Annotated in this window: 12 protein-coding genes; 5 read left to right on the forward strand and 7 right to left on the reverse strand. The window is 62.9% G+C overall.

The annotated features are described in order from the left end of the window. The first annotated feature begins 587 nt into the window (after positions 1-587). A complete protein-coding gene (locus tag BB934_RS41190; protein WP_175608903.1) occupies positions 588-1,400 on the forward strand; it encodes a class I SAM-dependent methyltransferase in 813 nt (270 codons plus the stop codon). Positions 1,401-1,427: 27 nt separating this feature from the next. On the opposite strand, the gene BB934_RS41195 is transcribed toward BB934_RS41190, so the two are convergent. Next, positions 1,428-1,586, reverse strand: a complete 159-nt coding sequence (locus BB934_RS41195) for a dodecin domain-containing protein (protein ID WP_237050666.1) — start codon at positions 1,584-1,586, stop codon at positions 1,428-1,430. A gap of 181 nt (positions 1,587-1,767) precedes the next feature. Between BB934_RS41195 and BB934_RS41200 the strand changes: the two genes are divergently transcribed. The 4 genes from BB934_RS41200 to BB934_RS41215 all read left to right on the forward strand — a co-directional run bounded on the left by BB934_RS41200 (position 1,768) and on the right by BB934_RS41215 (position 6,956). Beyond that, complete coding sequence (locus tag BB934_RS41200; RefSeq protein WP_099515369.1) at positions 1,768-2,379, forward strand: hypothetical protein; 612 nt, start codon at positions 1,768-1,770, stop codon at positions 2,377-2,379. Positions 2,380-2,620: 241 nt separating this feature from the next. Continuing rightward, entirely contained in the window at positions 2,621-5,323 is a 2,703-nt protein-coding gene (locus BB934_RS41205) for a DEAD/DEAH box helicase (protein ID WP_099515370.1), read from the forward strand. Positions 5,324-5,328: 5 nt separating this feature from the next. Continuing rightward, positions 5,329-6,414, forward strand: a complete 1,086-nt coding sequence (locus tag BB934_RS41210; protein ID WP_157934643.1) for an SWIM zinc finger family protein — start codon at positions 5,329-5,331, stop codon at positions 6,412-6,414. A 104-nt stretch (positions 6,415-6,518) separates the two neighbouring features. Then, entirely contained in the window at positions 6,519-6,956 is a 438-nt protein-coding gene (locus tag BB934_RS41215; protein ID WP_099515371.1) for a hypothetical protein, read from the forward strand. A gap of 498 nt (positions 6,957-7,454) precedes the next feature. On the opposite strand, the gene ltrA is transcribed toward BB934_RS41215, so the two are convergent. The 6 genes from ltrA to BB934_RS41250 form a co-directional block, all read right to left on the reverse strand. Then, entirely contained in the window at positions 7,455-8,738 is a 1,284-nt protein-coding gene (gene ltrA, locus BB934_RS41220) for a group II intron reverse transcriptase/maturase (RefSeq protein WP_237050668.1), read from the reverse strand. A gap of 666 nt (positions 8,739-9,404) precedes the next feature. Next, entirely contained in the window at positions 9,405-10,673 is a 1,269-nt protein-coding gene (locus BB934_RS41230) for an IS701 family transposase (RefSeq protein ID WP_237050040.1), read from the reverse strand. 91 nt (positions 10,674-10,764) lie between these two features. Next, positions 10,765-11,433 carry a 3'-5' exonuclease gene (locus BB934_RS41235; protein WP_099515373.1) on the reverse strand — a complete coding sequence of 223 codons (669 nt, stop codon included), beginning with the start codon at positions 11,431-11,433 and terminating at the stop codon, positions 10,765-10,767. Further along, the gene (locus tag BB934_RS41240; RefSeq protein WP_237050670.1) at positions 11,434-13,263 is read right to left on the reverse strand and encodes a DUF294 nucleotidyltransferase-like domain-containing protein; all 1,830 of its coding nucleotides are present in this window, start codon (positions 13,261-13,263) and stop codon (positions 11,434-11,436) included. A gap of 53 nt (positions 13,264-13,316) precedes the next feature. After that, complete coding sequence (locus tag BB934_RS41245) at positions 13,317-15,011, reverse strand: cation acetate symporter (RefSeq protein WP_099515375.1); 1,695 nt, start codon at positions 15,009-15,011, stop codon at positions 13,317-13,319. After that, the gene (locus BB934_RS41250; RefSeq protein ID WP_099515376.1) at positions 15,011-15,316 is read right to left on the reverse strand and encodes a DUF485 domain-containing protein; all 306 of its coding nucleotides are present in this window, start codon (positions 15,314-15,316) and stop codon (positions 15,011-15,013) included. Before BB934_RS41250 ends, BB934_RS41245 begins: the two co-directional genes overlap by 1 nt. Positions 15,317-15,325 lie beyond the last annotated feature (9 nt).

Below are 15,325 nucleotides of genomic sequence, written 5' to 3' on the forward strand. Positions count from 1 at the left end.
ACGGCCCTGACCCAGGCCATGGAAGTTCCTCATCGGGTAATCCTCAGCGTATGGGATCAGCCGCGCGTCGGCTTCGCCGGTGGGATAGTGTGGCGGGAAAGGCTGTCCGGCGAGGCTGCCTCAGGGGACGGGCTGACGGCGGTGACCGCGATGTGCAGGCCGATGACGGGCGCGAAGAAGAGCCGAGCAGGAGGAAGACCATCAGCACGATGCTGCGGTCGTCGGCTGGAGCGTCCCCGTGCCCGCGCGGGCACGGGAGGAGAACAGGTTCAGGAGCGTCATGGCTCACGGCGGTTCCGACCAGCCGTCGCAGGCTGCTCGCGGGTGAGCCGATCAAGCGATCAGGCGCTTTGGTCAGCGCTTCGGCTCATGCGGGTTCTGTTAAGGGCATCACAGCCTGAGCCGATGCGGTCCCTGGAACTGCGCTGCCGACCGAGCGATCGTCCATCCAACAACGTCGCCGCCGAAACGCATTGGTGGTATCCTGCGCCGGCAGCACGGTGACCTCATGCAAGCAGAGGAACCAAGCTGTGAACGCTCGTGGCCATGGCTTGGGATGTCGCGCTAGATCATCCTGGGAGCGCTGCATGTCCTCGTCTCACTACATCCACGGAACCAGCCCCGAGGAGCAGCAACGGCTCACGGCGATGAACCATCTCCTCAACGAGCGGTTCCTCGCACAAGCCGCTCTCGCCCCCGGAGAACGCATCGTTGATTTCGGCGCTGGTCTGGGCCAGTTCTCGCGAGCCATGGCCAAGGTAACAGGCGTGCCGGTTGTGGGGATCGAACGCAGCAATGAGCAGATCCTCGAAGCGAAGAGGCAGGCCGACGCTGACGGCGAAGCCCATCTCATCGATATGCGGCAGGGAAATGCAGAGATCGCACCTTTGACCGACGGCGAGTGGGGCGCTTTCGACTTGGCGCATGCCCGGTTTCTACTCGAGCACGTCTCCAATCCGCTGTTCATCGTGCGAACCATGGTTCGCGCTGTGCGCCCGGGCGGACGGATCATCCTGGCGGACGATGATTACGACGTGATGCGGCTCTGGCCGGAGCCGCCGGGGCTGGCCCCGGTCTGGCACGCTTACCAGCGCACGTACGACCGCCACGGCAACGATCCTATTGTCGGCCGCCGCCTCGTGCAGCTTCTGCATGAGGCTGGCGCGCAGCCCCGGCGGAACACCTGGGTGTTCTTTGGCGGCTGCTCCGGGCAGCCGGACTTCGAGGGCTATGTCGCCAACCTGGTCAAGATCATCGAGGAAGCCATGGACGCGATTGTCGAGACCGGCACGCCGCGCGAGACCGTGCAAGCTCTGCTGGATGTGCTTGCCACATGGCACAGGCGACCGGACGCTGCGCTTTGGCATGGTGTCGCCTGGGCCGAAGGAGTGAGGACCTGATGTGATGGAGCCAAGCTGACCGGAGCATTAGCCCAAGCCCAGGATCTCCTCGCTTCCCATGCTCCTTGTGCTCCGCGCGTTGGCGCCCTCATCGAGCTTGAACGCAATCTTCAGGATGGCCCGGAACTGGGAGACCTGATCGTTCTCCACGACGGCCTCGAACTCCTTGACCCAGACGGAGCGCATGTTTCGCAATGTGCGCGGGGCTTGCTCTACCTCCTGGCGGACGCTTGTCGCCCATGCCCCATGAAAACGAATGCCTTCGAAAATGCCCCGCTTACTAGTCCCTGGCGGAGGTCTTGATCTCAACGGGGATGGAGTCAGTTACGATCCGCATTTATGACGCCCGATTGGAACGGGTTTGACCATGAGACGACCCACACACCGGGAGATTGCCGCGCAGGACCGCCACATGCTGGACCGACAGGCGCAGTTTCGCTTGGCAGCGGATGCCGTGACCGCAGCGCTCGCTGGGGTGCCTGAGGTCGAGGCGGTGGCGTTGATCGGCTCAGTGGCTCGGCCGTTGTGGCGAGAGGTACCGCGGTTTCAGCCGTTCCGATACTGGGACATTCCGATCTGGCACGAATGCAAGGATGTCGATCTGGCGGTGTGGCTCGATCGCCTGGACCGGCTCCAGACCCTCAATCGGGCCCGTAGCCTGGCCCTCCACCAGTTGTTCAAGGAAAAGCAGATCGGGGTTGCTCACCATCAGGTCGAGATCTTCATCCTGCAAGGAGAAGTGAACGCCTATTGCGGCCGGCTCTGCTCCTTCTCGCAGTGCCCGAAGGGCAAGCGGGAATGCCTGGTCCCAGGGTGCGGACGGGACCCATTCCTGCAGCAGCACGCCGGCTTTAGGTTCTGGCCGGACGCACTGGCGCCCGATAGAATCATGCCCCTGTATGATCGGCGGCGCGGGATCCTGCGGCGTGCCGCCGAGACGCCGGTCGAGGGACGGGAGGACCAAATCACGACAGCGTGACACCTGGTGGGACGAGATCGGGAGCATGAGGATCTGTAGGTCATCCCTGTTGCCCGCAGTGCCGCCCTGTTCCAGTGGCGCCCAATCAGGCGGAGCGGCAGCGATCTGGACCCGATCGCGACAACGGCCCGACGCCTTCCAGTACTTCTTGTGAAGGGCCCTCTGCGGTGTTCAATGGGGACTGCCGCCCCTGCAAAACGAGCAGCGCGGATTGAAACACTTCGGAGTTCACTCACCCACAATGCCCCGGATGCAGTTGCGCCTTACCCCGCGTGGGCACCTCCTGCTGGAGGAGGCGAACGACGCGCCCACCCTGGATGACAACGTGGCGACACGGCTGACCGAGGCCTTTGGCCGTGGCACCGGGTATGGGCTGTTGCAGCTCGGAGCGGGCGAGATCGGCCAATCCTTGCCGCCCGCCTTCGTCTGGTGGCGCGATTTCGCCGTACGCTATGTGGAGTCGGTCTGTTTTCACGGGTTGGGTGGGGCCGGAGAGATGCCGTCCGCGGTCCTGTCCGTCATTGCCCCGCCGGCCGAGGCCGAACTCGCCACATTCGTCCTGACGGCCCCGATAATGCCGGGGGCGGAATACCTGACCGCCGAAATCCTGCGTGGGCTATGGGTCGATCTCAGCATCGCGCTGGCCACGGCATTCACCGCAGCCGGCACTGACCTGCAAGCCTTCCTCAAGACGCTGAACCCGGCCTGGAATCTGATCGGCCGTGTCCACTTCAATCTGGCCGAGAACCGCCGCGACCCGGAATGGCCTTTTGCCTTCCTGGCCACCTACACCACGCGCCTGTCGGCCCAGGCCAAGGCCCAGCATGTGCCGCTCAGCCAGGCCATGCGCGAATACGCCGGCGCTGCCCATCGGGAGAAGCTGTTGTCGCTGCTGGTGCCGGTGCAGCGTGCGGCGGAGCGCGTCAGTTGGCTCAAGGCCATGGTCGATGCCGGCGAGATCTTTCATCCCTTACGCTGGAGTCCGGCCGAGGCCGCACGGCTCCTGAACAGCGTGCCCGACCTGGAAAGCGCCGGTGTGGTCGTGCGCCTGCCCGCTCATTGGCGCGCGGGCCGCCCGCCGCGCCCGCAGGTCACCGCCACGGTTGGCGCCCGTCCGCCATCCGGGACAGGCCTTGATGCCCTGCTCGACTTCCACATGGACGTGACCCTGGAGGGTGAGCCGCTCACCGCCGCGGAAATGGCCACATTGCTTGCCGGGACCGAGACGCTGGCGCTGCTGCGCGGTCAATGGGTGGAAATCGACCGTCCGCGTCTGGACCGGGCGATGCGCCGCTTCCAGGAGGTGCAGGAGCTCGCCGAACAGGAGGGGCTCACCTTCGCAGAGGCCATGCGCCTGTTGGCCGGCGCTGAGGCCACCCGGGACGACGAGCCCGACGCAGTTGCCGACTGGTCGCAGGTCACGGCCGGAGCGTGGCTGACTGAGACGCTGAAGGCGCTGCGTACCCCGGACGGTGCCGGGGTTGATCCAGGTCCAGCCCTGAAGGGACACTTGCGCCCGTACCAGAAGGCGGGCGTCGAATGGCTCCACCTGCTGAGCGGACTTGGGCTGGGCGCCTGCCTGGCCGACGACATGGGTCTGGGCAAGACGATCCAGATCCTGGCACTGCTGCTGATCGAGAAGCGGACGGGAGCCGCGCACAAGCCGAGCCTGCTGATAGCGCCGGCATCGCTGCTGGCCAACTGGGCGGCGGAGCTCGAGCGCTTCGCCCCCGAGCTGAACGCGAAGATCGTGCATCCCTCGGCGATGTCGGCCGAAGACCTCAATCAGATGACGGTGGAGGGATTGTCTGGCCTGGACCTGGTGATCACCAGCTATGGCGCGCTGCTGCGCCTGCCGGTGCTGGAGAAAACGTCCTGGCGCTTCGTGGTGCTGGACGAGGCGCAGGCGATCAAGAACCCCAACGCCAAGCAGACGCGCGCCGCCAAGGCTCTGCAAGCTGAAGCCCGGATTGCCCTGACCGGAACCCCGGTGGAAAACCACCTCGGCGATCTGTGGTCGATCTTCGACTTCATCAACCCCGGCCTGCTTGGCAGCGCCAAGGAATTCGGCCGCACCACCAAGGCTCTGGCCGAGCGGCCGCACAATCCGTATGGCCCGCTGCGCGATCTGGTCCGACCCTACATCCTGCGGCGGATGAAGACCGACAAGACTGTCATTACTGACCTGCCGGACAAGACGGAGGTCAAGGCGCTGTGCCCGTTAAGCCGCAAGCAAGCTGCCCTCTATGCCGAGACAGTGACGGGCCTGGCCGCAGCCTTGCAGGATGCCGATGGCATCCGGCGCAAGGGCATCGTGCTGGCGACACTGATGCGGCTGAAGCAGATCTGCAATCATCCCTCGCAGTGGCTCAATGATGGCAAGTGGGCCGAGGCGGACAGCGGCAAGTGGGCCCGCCTGCGCGAGATCGCCGAGGTGGTGGCGGCCCGCCAGGAGAAGATGCTGGTCTTCACCCAGTTCCGCGAGATGACGGCGCCCCTGGCGGCGTATCTTGGCGGGATCTTCGGTCGAAGCGGGCTGGTCCTGCATGGAGATACCGCGGTCAAGAACCGCAGGGCGCTGGTCCAGACTTTTCAGGAGGACGAGAACGTGCCGTTCTTCGTCCTGTCCTTGAAGGCGGGGGGCTCGGGGCTGACGCTGACCGCGGCGTCGCATGTCGTCCACTTCGACCGGTGGTGGAACCCGGCAGTGGAGAACCAGGCGACCGACCGCGCCTTCCGGATTGGCCAGAAGACCAACGTGCTGGTCCACAAATTCATCTGCCAGGGTACAGTGGAGGAGAAGATCGACGCGCTGATCGAGGCGAAGAAGGGCCTGTCGGATGATCTGTTGGCGGGCGGAGACGAGATCAACCTGACCGAGATGAAGGACGAGGATCTGCTGCGCATGGTGGCTCTTGATCTGAAATCGGTCACAGCGGAGTAAGGCGGATGGCTCCAGGGTTTGAGGACGGATGGCCCCTCTACGTTCCGGTGGCAGAGCGTCGGAAGCAAGCCGCGCGCGAGATCGAGAAGCTGCGCAAGAAAGGACACCCGGTCGCCCCTGTCATCCTGGAGGGGCGCACCATCGCCCGGACCTTCTGGGGCCAGGCGTGGTGCGACAACCTGGAGAGCTATCGCGATTTCGACAACCGCCTGCCGCGCGGCCGGACCTACGTGCGCCAAGGCGCGGTCATCGACCTTCAGATGGCGCCGCTGGAGATCAGCGCGAGGGTCAGCGGATCGTCAATCTACAGGGTCAATGTCAGCATCACAGCGCTGGCACCGACGCTGTGGCGGTCGATCTGCACGGATTGTGCCGGCGGCATCGACTCCCTGGTCGAACTGCTGCAAGGCCGGCTCTCCCAGGGCGTGATGGAGCGGATCTGCCGCCAGGACAGAGGCTTGTTCCCCAAGCCGTCGGATATCCGGTTCTCCTGCACCTGCCCGGACGGAGCCTCGATGTGCAAGCACGTCGCCGCCGTGCTGTATGGCGTCGGTGCCCGTCTCGATGAGAGGCCCGAGCTTCTGTTCCGGCTACGATCAGTCGACGCGCAGGATCTGGTGGCCGATCTTGATACGGCGCTGTCAATCTCGAGCCAGCCGCTTGATGCCGGAAAGGTCCTGGAGACTGACGACATCTCGGCCTTGTTCGGTCTGGACATAGCGGAGACCGGAGGTGCGGTCCCAACCATACCAGCTGCCCCCGAGCCGGTGGCCCGAGTTGGACAGAAGCGGACCAGCACAACGGCGGTGGGACGCAAGACTGTCGTTCGGTCACGCCCGGCACCCGCTGCACCAAAGGCGAACACGCACGCCGCACCACTGGCACGGCAGATCTGTGAAACCGGCAAGGCCGGCAGAACGCCCCATTCCGCTGCGCCGATTGCGCAAACTCGGCCCCTCGATGACTCCACGCCTCAAAAGGCGCCCAAGCGGATCCGAGATCGTAAGGCCGTGAAAGGCAAGGGTCAGCGGACAATGCCCAAGCCTGAGATCGAACTGACCCCGGACGGGTTCGTGAAATGGTGGAAATGACCTCCCAACTCACCGGAACCAGGAGCGTTTGGATCCCTCTGACCATGGTGCGACGAACTCCCTCCAGGCTTGGATGAGGGCAGCGGAATACCCATATAAATCCTATGCCGCACAAGGGATCTTCGCCTCGCACGCTCGACCTGTTCGAGGTCACGTTGACTGTACCGACCCCTCGGTCCGAACCGGCTCCTACCTCGGCCGAGTTGTGGGAGCTTGCCGGTCTGTCCGATGCACGACTGGCAAAGCACCTTGGCCAGCTTTTGGATGAAGTGCAGCGCCGGATGGAGGCGGGCAGGGAGAGCGGGCCTGAGTTGAAGGCAGCGGTTAGCAATGCCAGCGTATTGCTTGAGCGACTTATTCCGCACCCATCGAAACGCCGGGTCAAGCCCTCACGATTCAGCAAGAGCTCATCCACATTACAGGAGGGCCAACGCAAGGCGGTGTGCGCTGCCCTTCTGGCTGGGGTGGCTCCGGCACAAGTCGCGAAGCACTTTGGCCTGCCGCTTGCCGCCGTCCGCAAGGTGCTTGAAGAGACCCCGTAGGCTCCCAGGTCGAGCAGGCACGCTCCCAACCTGATTTACATCCGAACACCCGTTTCCCAGCATCAGGGAGAGCCTCTGACTTTTAATCAGAGGGTCCTGGGTTCGAGTCCCAGCGCGCTCACCAAGCTTTATCAAGCACTTAAATGCTGATCGGGTTTGGTCCTGCTTCCCAGAAAACCGGATTGGGAAGCGTATGGGAAGCACGCTCATTGAGTGAGCTATTTCCTCTGCGATCGCATCGGTTCTCCCGCAGGTCGAACCTTACTGCCAGAATCAGCGAATGTCAGGAATCAGCCAGAGAGCGGACCTTGTTACGGTCGCGCTGTATGGCTCAGATTGGTAGAGTCGAGGTGTGGCGCGGTGGCGGTAGGATCAGCCTATCTGTTTCCGCCGCTTTCGCCGAGCGGTGCCTCACTAGCCGAGCCGTTGCTCCGTTTCCACACCCCGCTCATCGAACCGGACATGCAGATCTCCCGCATCCGGCTCTCGGACAAGACCTCACGCCTTCACCCACGGCACGTCGTGCCCAAGCCGGCTCAGGCGGACGAGCCCGAAGTGCCCGTAAAGATGCGAGAGGGGATAAGCCCCGCCCTTGCGTCGCCTGAGCTTATGCTTGGAGCGCAACCACCGGCGCAACCGCACCGCTGTGTAGGTGTCGAGCGCCCGATACGCCGGGTTGACGGTGCCTACTGAGAAGTAGTTCGCCCACCCGCGCAGCGTGCGGTTCAACTTGCCCACCAGCACTGTGGTCTCTTGCCATGTTCCCGCTCGGGCGGTCAGCGCGTGGATCTTCTCGACCGCGCGCCGGATGCTCTTCTTCGAGGGCCGTTGCGCCAGGCGGGCCTGGCCGGTTCTCGCCGAATACATCCGTCCGAACGTGTATCCCAGGAAGTCGAACTCACCTTCCGGAACCTTGCAGATGCGTGTCTTCTCCTCGTTCACCGTCAGCTTCAGCTTGCCCATGATCTCGCGCAGCCGGTGCAAGGCCTCTTCGGCTTTGCCCTTCCTGCACAGGATCACGAGGTCGTCCGCATAGGTCACGATGCGACTGCCGAGGCTGTGCTCCAGCCCGAGCTTCTTCCATCCCAGCACAAACCGGCGCATGTACAGATTGGCCAGCAAGGGTGAGAGGGGTGAGCCCTGCGGGATGCCGCGCCGTTGATCGCGCGCCTCCGTTGTCCGTGTCGTCCGTCCTCGTGTGTCGGTCTCTTCCACGGGGCAGTCCAGCCACCCTCTGATCAGGTGCAGCACGCGCCGATCAACGATGCGGCGCGCCACTGACGTCATCAGCTCGGCATGGGGAATGCTCCCGAAGTAGTCCGCGAGGTCGGCGTCCACGACGTCCGGATGGCCTCGGAACAGCAGCTCTTCCACCTCGATCACCGCCTGCTGGGCATTGCGCCCAGTCCGGTAGGCGTAGAGTTCTGGTGGAAGGTCGGCCTCGAAGATCGGGTCCAGCACCAGCATCGCTGCTGTCATGCAGACCCGATCCCGCACGGTCGAGATGCCCAGCGGCCTGAGTTTGCCGTTGGCCTTCGGGATGAACACGCGTCTGATCGGGTCCGGTCGGTAAGTCTCCTGCCTGAGCGCAAGCGCCAGTTCACCCAGCCACCGCTCGACCCCATACGCCTCGATGTCCGCAAAGTCCTGACCGTCGCCACCCGGTGCGCCCTTATTGGAGCGGCACTGGGCATAGGCATGCGCCAGAATGTCCTCGCGGCTGATCTTGTCGTACAGGGCGTAGAAGCGATAACCGGCTTCTGCCTTCGCTTTCGCGTGCAACGCCGTCTGCAGTTTCTGAACACTCTTCGGAGTTGATAGGTTGCCCAATCTCCAGATCCCTCACCACGTCGTGCGTCTGTCTTGAACTGAGGTCCCTTTCCTCGACCAGCGTTGACTGGCTTCAGCGGTACTACGGACCTCTCCGCCACCCCAGGGCGCCCGGCCTGTCCCTCGCGGGCCTCCGGTTGGTCATCCCTGACCACGTCCTGGGGCTTCCCGTGTTGCGTGCGCTTTCCTTGTGTCCATGCTGCCGCCACTACCCCGGTGCAGCGCCTGGGCGTACTCTTTGCTCATTCACCCAGCCGTATCAGCCTTCCCCGAAAGGGTTGTCGGGTCGGCCTGCACATCGTCCTTTTCGAGGCTTGCTCAGCGTTCACTCACGTTGCGGCCTGCACACTCGCGCGGTCACCAATTCGTGACCCGCTATCCGAAGGCTTCAGCCATTTCGTTACCTCCATGACTGCTCCGGTTGCTTCCGGCTGGAGCGGTGGCCGGGTGGGACTTGCACCCACTGGAAAGCGCCGCCTTGTCACGGCGCACACCCAAGGCGGACCTTCGAGCCGTTTCCGGGCTCCTTGAATGCCTAGCACTACAGTTGCACCTTTCGTTTGCGATGTGAGGCTTGCGCCATGGCCTGATGCGCTCGTCGCCACGCGGACCAGGCGATCACGAAGGCAGGCTCGATCCGGCGCTGCTGGAGACGTGTGGCGACCCGGCGGATTTCCTGGACAGACCAGCATACCAGCGCTGCAGTCGGGCTTCGTCGTTTCGTTTTTGGGGTGAGGTAAGGCGGTTGGCGTGCTCACGCACCACCGTCATCATGGCAAACGCCAGCATCACCAGCGACACATGCCGATGCCAACCGTGCCACGAACGCGTCTCATTGTGCGTCAGCCCCAACTCCGTCTTCGCGGTCTCGAACGCATCCTCAATCGCCCAGCGCTGGCCCTCCACCCGCACCAGGGTCTCCATCGGTGTGCCGGCCGGGCACCAGGTCGAGAAGAACGCCAGATCCTGATCGCTGATGCTGCGCCGGATCAGCAGGCCGCGCGTCCACAGGCCGGTCAGCGCCTCGTTGAATTCCTCGGCCTCGAGATCGGCCAACGCGACATAGGCCCAATCATACAGGCGCGGCCCCTTGGTGCCGATCCCGGCCGACAGACGCTGCCAGGTCTTGGGAGCAAGCCCCTGTGCAATCGTCGCGGCCGTGCCGGCCACCGGCGGGCTCTTGTCCCAGGAATTGAAGCGGTCTGTGGCTTGAACGCCCAGCACGTAACCCTTGCCAGCTCGGCGCAGCTGCATGGCCAGGGCCCCATAGATGGTGTCGGTGGCCACCCACTCAAACGGTACGCCGGCCGCCAGGGCCCGCTCGATCATCGCGGCGGCGATCTGCGGCTTGGTGACGAAGCGGATCGCATCGGGCACGTGAGCCGTGGCCAGGCGCTCGGGCTTCGTCGTCCAGTCCTTGGGCAGATAGAGCTGGCGGTCGATCAAGGCGCAGCCCTTGTCCGACGCGTAAGCGGCAAACACGCCGATCTGGCAGCTGGCAATCTTGCCGGCTGACCCAGTGTACTGGCGTCCCACCCCGCACGAGTTCTGCCCCTGCTTGAGAAAGCCGGTCTCATCGATCACCAGTACCGCTCCGGGAGAGGCGAGCGTCTCGAGCGCATAGTCGCGCACCATGTCCCGCAAAGCATCCGCGTCCCAGTGGCTGCGCCCGAGCACCGCCTGCTGGCGCCATGGTCCCGGATCACCGGCGGCTTCCGCCCGCATCCAGCCGGTCTTGCGCCGCTCCGGCCCGAGCAGACCGTCGAGGAAGGCGGCCGCAGAGGCCGCGACACTGGGATGAGCAAACTGGAGTTTGAGATCAGCTTTGACCTGACGCAACTCCACACACCAGAGTTCGAGCATCTGCTCGATGGCCACGCCTGACATGGCAGCCTCCTGTATCAGATCAGGAGGTAATTAGGGCGCCTGTGCAGCGTGCAACTGTAGTGTTAGGCCAAATTCTCGAGAATGATCCTCCTCAAGCGCCAATCGGCGCAACCTGATGCACGATCCGTGTGCGGCTAAGGCGAGTGCCACGCTTCTGCATGTCTTGGAGCTGAACGTACATCATGGCCGTCATAAGCGTATCATTGAACGCGTCATGCTGCTCAAGGCTTGGGATACCAAGATCCGCAAGAATGGAGGCGAACCGCAGGTCGAGCACCGTTCCGGGTGGAGCGCCACCGTATTTCAGGGCGTAATACATGGAGGACACCTCGATGCGACGGTTCGGAAGCTTCGCCTCGATATAGCGGAGGATATATTTGTCCAGCATGCGGATGTCGAAGTCGACATAGTAGCCGACGATCGGCCGCCCACCGATAAACCGGAGAAGTTCGGGAAGCACCTCGTGCATTGCCCGTCCCACCGCCACATCCTGGGCCCGGAGCCGATGCACCTTGATCGACGTGGAGGTCGGATCCTTGTCGGGCCGTATGACGGCCCTGAAGGGCGTGCTCATCATGATGCGTTGGCCGCGGACGATCAGTGCCGCGATGGCGATCACCTCATCGGTTCTTGGATTGAGCCCTGTGGTCTCGCAATCGAGAACGACGATCTCGTCAGGAGGGCCAGGCTCGAACAGAAATCGATAGGAGTGATCTCCCAGGGAGACGCGATAGAACATATTCCGCAACCAGCGCATCATTCAGAATGCCCCGAGATTGTAATGGTTGCGGACCAGTTCGCGGAACTGGCGGACGACCCGGAGGGCATCCCGGAGCATATCCCGGTCCACTGTGGTGATCTCGTCGAGCCGCACGACGGACTCGGCTCCGATGGTTCCCCTGTGCAAGGCGCGTAACTGCGACCTGAGACGGAATTCCATGAAGGCATGAAGCGCACTGGTCAATTCCCGGCCGAACCTCGTGTCCAGGGATCCAATCTGGACCAGAGCATCGATGCGCGCGGCTGTCGGATTGACAAGGATGCCCTTGTCGATCGCCAGCGTCCGGACACCATGCACGATAGGGAATGTGCCGGCTCTCTTGAGATCGATCTCGCCGGAGCCGACACCCACCGATGCCATGATCGTGCTGAGGACACCAAGGTTCGGGGTCGTGAAGGTCTCGATCAAGTGTGCGAAATGCGCCAAGAGGGCAGCCTCGCCGCGCATGAGATCGATGAGCGCTTCCTTTGCTCGGACGACAAGGTCCGGGTTCCCAGCGACCGCCACGGCGTCGAAGAAGATGGCGATGTTCATGGCGGCTGCCGCATCGCGGCTGAACACCCAGGCCTTGAGTTGGCGGATAAAGCCCTCGAGGGTCTGCGACCAGACCGGGTTGCGAACCATGACGTTCCCGGGGCAGGGCGGGAAACCAAACCTGTCCAAGGCGCCGGAAAAGGCCTCGCGGAACTGCGCGAGGTCACCGTCTGGAACCTCCTCGGCAAGAAGAAGGGCGTTGTCCTGGTCAGTCCGCACGGTTTGCTCGCCACGCCCTTCCGAACCCATCAGCAGCAGGCAGCCATCCTGTCGGATGGCCAGTGGGGCCACCATCTCAAAGAGCTTTCTGAACAACCGTCGGTTCAAGTCTGAGGTGATTTCGGCGATCAGGTCAACCTTCAACCCCTGCCGATGGAGCCGCTCGACTTGGCCCTGGATGTCACGAGCTGCGCCCGCCAGGTCGTCGAGGTTGCGGGCGCGATCAATTCTTCCAGGGATGAGTTGGGAGTTGCCGGCCAATAGCCCCAGGATGTCGATGTCCTCGAGGAAGCCGACATAATCGCCGTCCGACCGGATTGCGAGACGCCGCTTGTTGTGCTTCGTCATCAAAAGCAGCGCGTCAAAAATGAAGTCGCTCCCGTCGACCGAGACAACATCGAAATGGCAGACCTCCCGGACCGGCGTGTCGAGCGCAAGTCGACGCAGGACGACTGCTTTCGACAGGTTCATGCCCGTGACCACGCCAACCCGCTGTCCATCCCGCACGAAAAGGGCATTGATGTCATTGTCCTTCATGCAATGCCCGGCCTGCTCGATGGTGGTCGCACCATCGACAAAGACGGCGCCCCCTTGCCGCGCCTCGCGGATGCGTGCCCGCAGCACGCTCTCGACTCCCTCTGTTTTCCTCTGCTGGGCAAAAGCATCGAGCTTGCGGGATACATCCGCATAGAAAAAGGCCGCGAAGGCTGCGTTGTGACGGATGAGATCAAGAACAACGTTGCGGGGGATCAGGTAGCAGAGCGTCTCCTCCACCGCGACGAAGTCTTCACCTGCCGCCCCGTGCACAACGGCGCGCGAGTCAAAACTGTCTTTGGGGCCGAGCACGGCCAGGAGTGTGTTTCCGTCCCGAACCTCGACGGCTCCCTTGATGACGATGTGCAGCAGGTCCGACGCATGTCCCTGCCGGACGATCATCTCATCGGGGCTGAAATACCCGATGTCGAGCACCGCCCTGAGCTCCTCGACCTCCTGATGTGCGAGCCGGTCGAACGGCGGATTGGCGGTGTCGAAGCCCTGCATGGATTGACTTGGCATGGATCGCGAGCCCTCCGCCGTTGATCAACCGGAAGGTGGAGATCTCCTAATCGCTAGTGCACGTGGGCAGCAGTGGCGCCGATGCCGGTCTCGGATCGAACATATTGGGCATCAAACGCCTCGATCTCCGCCTTCGCCCGTTCGCTGGCGTCAAGCTTGGAAAAAGCCCAAATTCCGAGGAACGCGATCGGCATCGAGAAAATCGCGGGGTTGTCATACGGGAAGATTTCCTTTGGGAAGCCGAAGGTTTGCACCCAGACGGCCTTGCTCAGCACCACCATCACGACGGCGCTGACGAGTCCAAGGAGCCCGCCGGCCAAAGCACCCCGGGTTGTCGTTCCTTTCCAGAGAATGGACATGAGCAGAACCGGGAAGTTGCAGCTCGCGGCCACCGCAAAGGCGAGGCCCACCATGAACGCCACGTTCTGGTTCTCGAAGATGTAGCCCAGGATAATGGCGACGATCCCGATCGCGATCGCCGAAATCTTCGAGATCCTGACCTCCTTCTGTTCGGAAACACGGCCGCGTGCGATGATCTCCGCATAGAGGTCGTGGCTGACGGCAGAAGCGCCCGCAAGGGTGAGCCCGGCGACAACGGCAAGGATCGTCGCGAAGGAAACGGCGGAGATGAAACCGAGGAAGAGCGAGCCGCCGGTGGCCGCGGAGAGATGGACCGCGGCCATGTTCGTTCCGCCGATCAGGTCCTTGACCTTGTCGTAAACTCCGTTCGGGCCGACTTTGAAGTAACTCGGGTCGTTCATCAGGAACGTGATCGCGCCGAAGCCGATGATGAAGGTGAGAACATAGAAATAGGCGATCAGGCCAGTGGCGTAGAATACCGATTTCCGAGCCGCGCGGGCATCGGACACGGTGAAGAACCGCATCAAGATGTGTGGCAGTCCCGCAGTCCCGAACATCAGCGCGAGCCCGAGCGAGATGGCCGAGATCGGGTCGGCCACGAGGGCGCCGGGAGCCATGATGGCGTCGCCTCTCGGGTGGATTGCAACGGCGTCCGCGAACATTGCCTCAGGGCTGAAGCCATATCGCCAGAGGACCATCAGGGCAATCAGAGTTGCACCGGCAAGAAGAAGGCACGCTTTGATGATCTGGACCCATGTGGTGGCTTTCATGCCGCCAAACACAACATAGACGATCATCAGCACGCCGACGATGACAACCGCGTACAGGTAGTCCAGGCCAAACAGCAGTTCGATGAGCTTACCCGCACCGACCATTTGCGCGATGAGATAGAAGGCAACCACCACAAGCGTACCGACCGCCGACAGAATGCGGATCTGGGTCTGGTCGAGACGAAACGAGGCCACGTCGGAGAACGTAAATTTGCCCAGGTTCCGCAAGCGCTCGGCGATGAGGAAGAGAACGATCGGCCAGCCGACCAGGAATCCGATCGAGTAGATCAGACCGTCGAAGCCGCTGGCAAAGACGAGACCTGAGATGCCGAGGAAGGATGCTGCCGACATATAGTCGCCGGCGATGGCTAAGCCGTTTTGCATCCCGGTGATGCCGCCGCCCGCCGCATAGAAATCCGCGGCAGTCTTTGTCTGAGTGGCTGCCCGGTAAGTGATCCCGAGCGTGCCGAGCACAAAAAGCAGAAACATGACGATCGCGGCCCAGTTTAATGGCTGCTTCTGGACCGCGCCCAAGTCTGAACCCGCTGCAAGGGAACTCGCGAGAACGGCATCGACCACGAGAACAGCCGCGACCGCGATGATGGGGAGCCTGCGCATCACATGAACTCCCTCGTGAGATTGCGGGTCAGTTCGTCAAACTCGCTGTTCGCGCGGTAAACATAGATGCCGGTCAGGACGAAGGCGGCGATGATAACGCCAAGCCCAAGCAGGATCCCCAAGGAGGTGACGCCGTCGCCGACCTTCATGGCGAGGAGGGGCTTGGCAAACGCCACGAGGAGGATGAACCCGAAATAGATGACGAGCATCACAATGGTCAGAGTCCAGGCGAACCTGGTTCTCTGGCGGACAAGCTCCTGAAACCTCGGGCTTTGGATAACTCGGTCGTAGTCACGGGAAGCCATGGCTGGAAC

The organism is Microvirga ossetica (assembly GCF_002741015.1).
Taxonomy (GTDB): domain Bacteria; phylum Pseudomonadota; class Alphaproteobacteria; order Rhizobiales; family Beijerinckiaceae; genus Microvirga; species Microvirga ossetica.

Coding starts and splice junctions, on each gene's coding strand:
- BB934_RS41210 (WP_157934643.1), top strand. CDS start 5,329: ATGGCTCCAGGGTTTGAGGACGGATGGCCCCTCTACGTTCCGGTGGCA.
- BB934_RS41250 (WP_099515376.1), bottom strand. CDS start 15,316: ATGGCTTCCCGTGACTACGACCGAGTTATCCAAAGCCCGAGGTTTCAG.
- BB934_RS41215 (WP_099515371.1), top strand. CDS start 6,519: ATGCCGCACAAGGGATCTTCGCCTCGCACGCTCGACCTGTTCGAGGTC.
- BB934_RS41245 (WP_099515375.1), bottom strand. CDS start 15,011: ATGCGCAGGCTCCCCATCATCGCGGTCGCGGCTGTTCTCGTGGTCGAT.
- BB934_RS41230 (WP_237050040.1), bottom strand. CDS start 10,673: ATGTCAGGCGTGGCCATCGAGCAGATGCTCGAACTCTGGTGTGTGGAG.
- BB934_RS41195 (WP_237050666.1), bottom strand. CDS start 1,586: ATGCGCTCCGTCTGGGTCAAGGAGTTCGAGGCCGTCGTGGAGAACGAT.
- BB934_RS41235 (WP_099515373.1), bottom strand. CDS start 11,433: ATGATGCGCTGGTTGCGGAATATGTTCTATCGCGTCTCCCTGGGAGAT.
- BB934_RS41200 (WP_099515369.1), top strand. CDS start 1,768: ATGAGACGACCCACACACCGGGAGATTGCCGCGCAGGACCGCCACATG.
- BB934_RS41190 (WP_175608903.1), top strand. CDS start 588: ATGTCCTCGTCTCACTACATCCACGGAACCAGCCCCGAGGAGCAGCAA.
- BB934_RS41205 (WP_099515370.1), top strand. CDS start 2,621: ATGCCCCGGATGCAGTTGCGCCTTACCCCGCGTGGGCACCTCCTGCTG.
- BB934_RS41240 (WP_237050670.1), bottom strand. CDS start 13,263: ATGCCAAGTCAATCCATGCAGGGCTTCGACACCGCCAATCCGCCGTTC.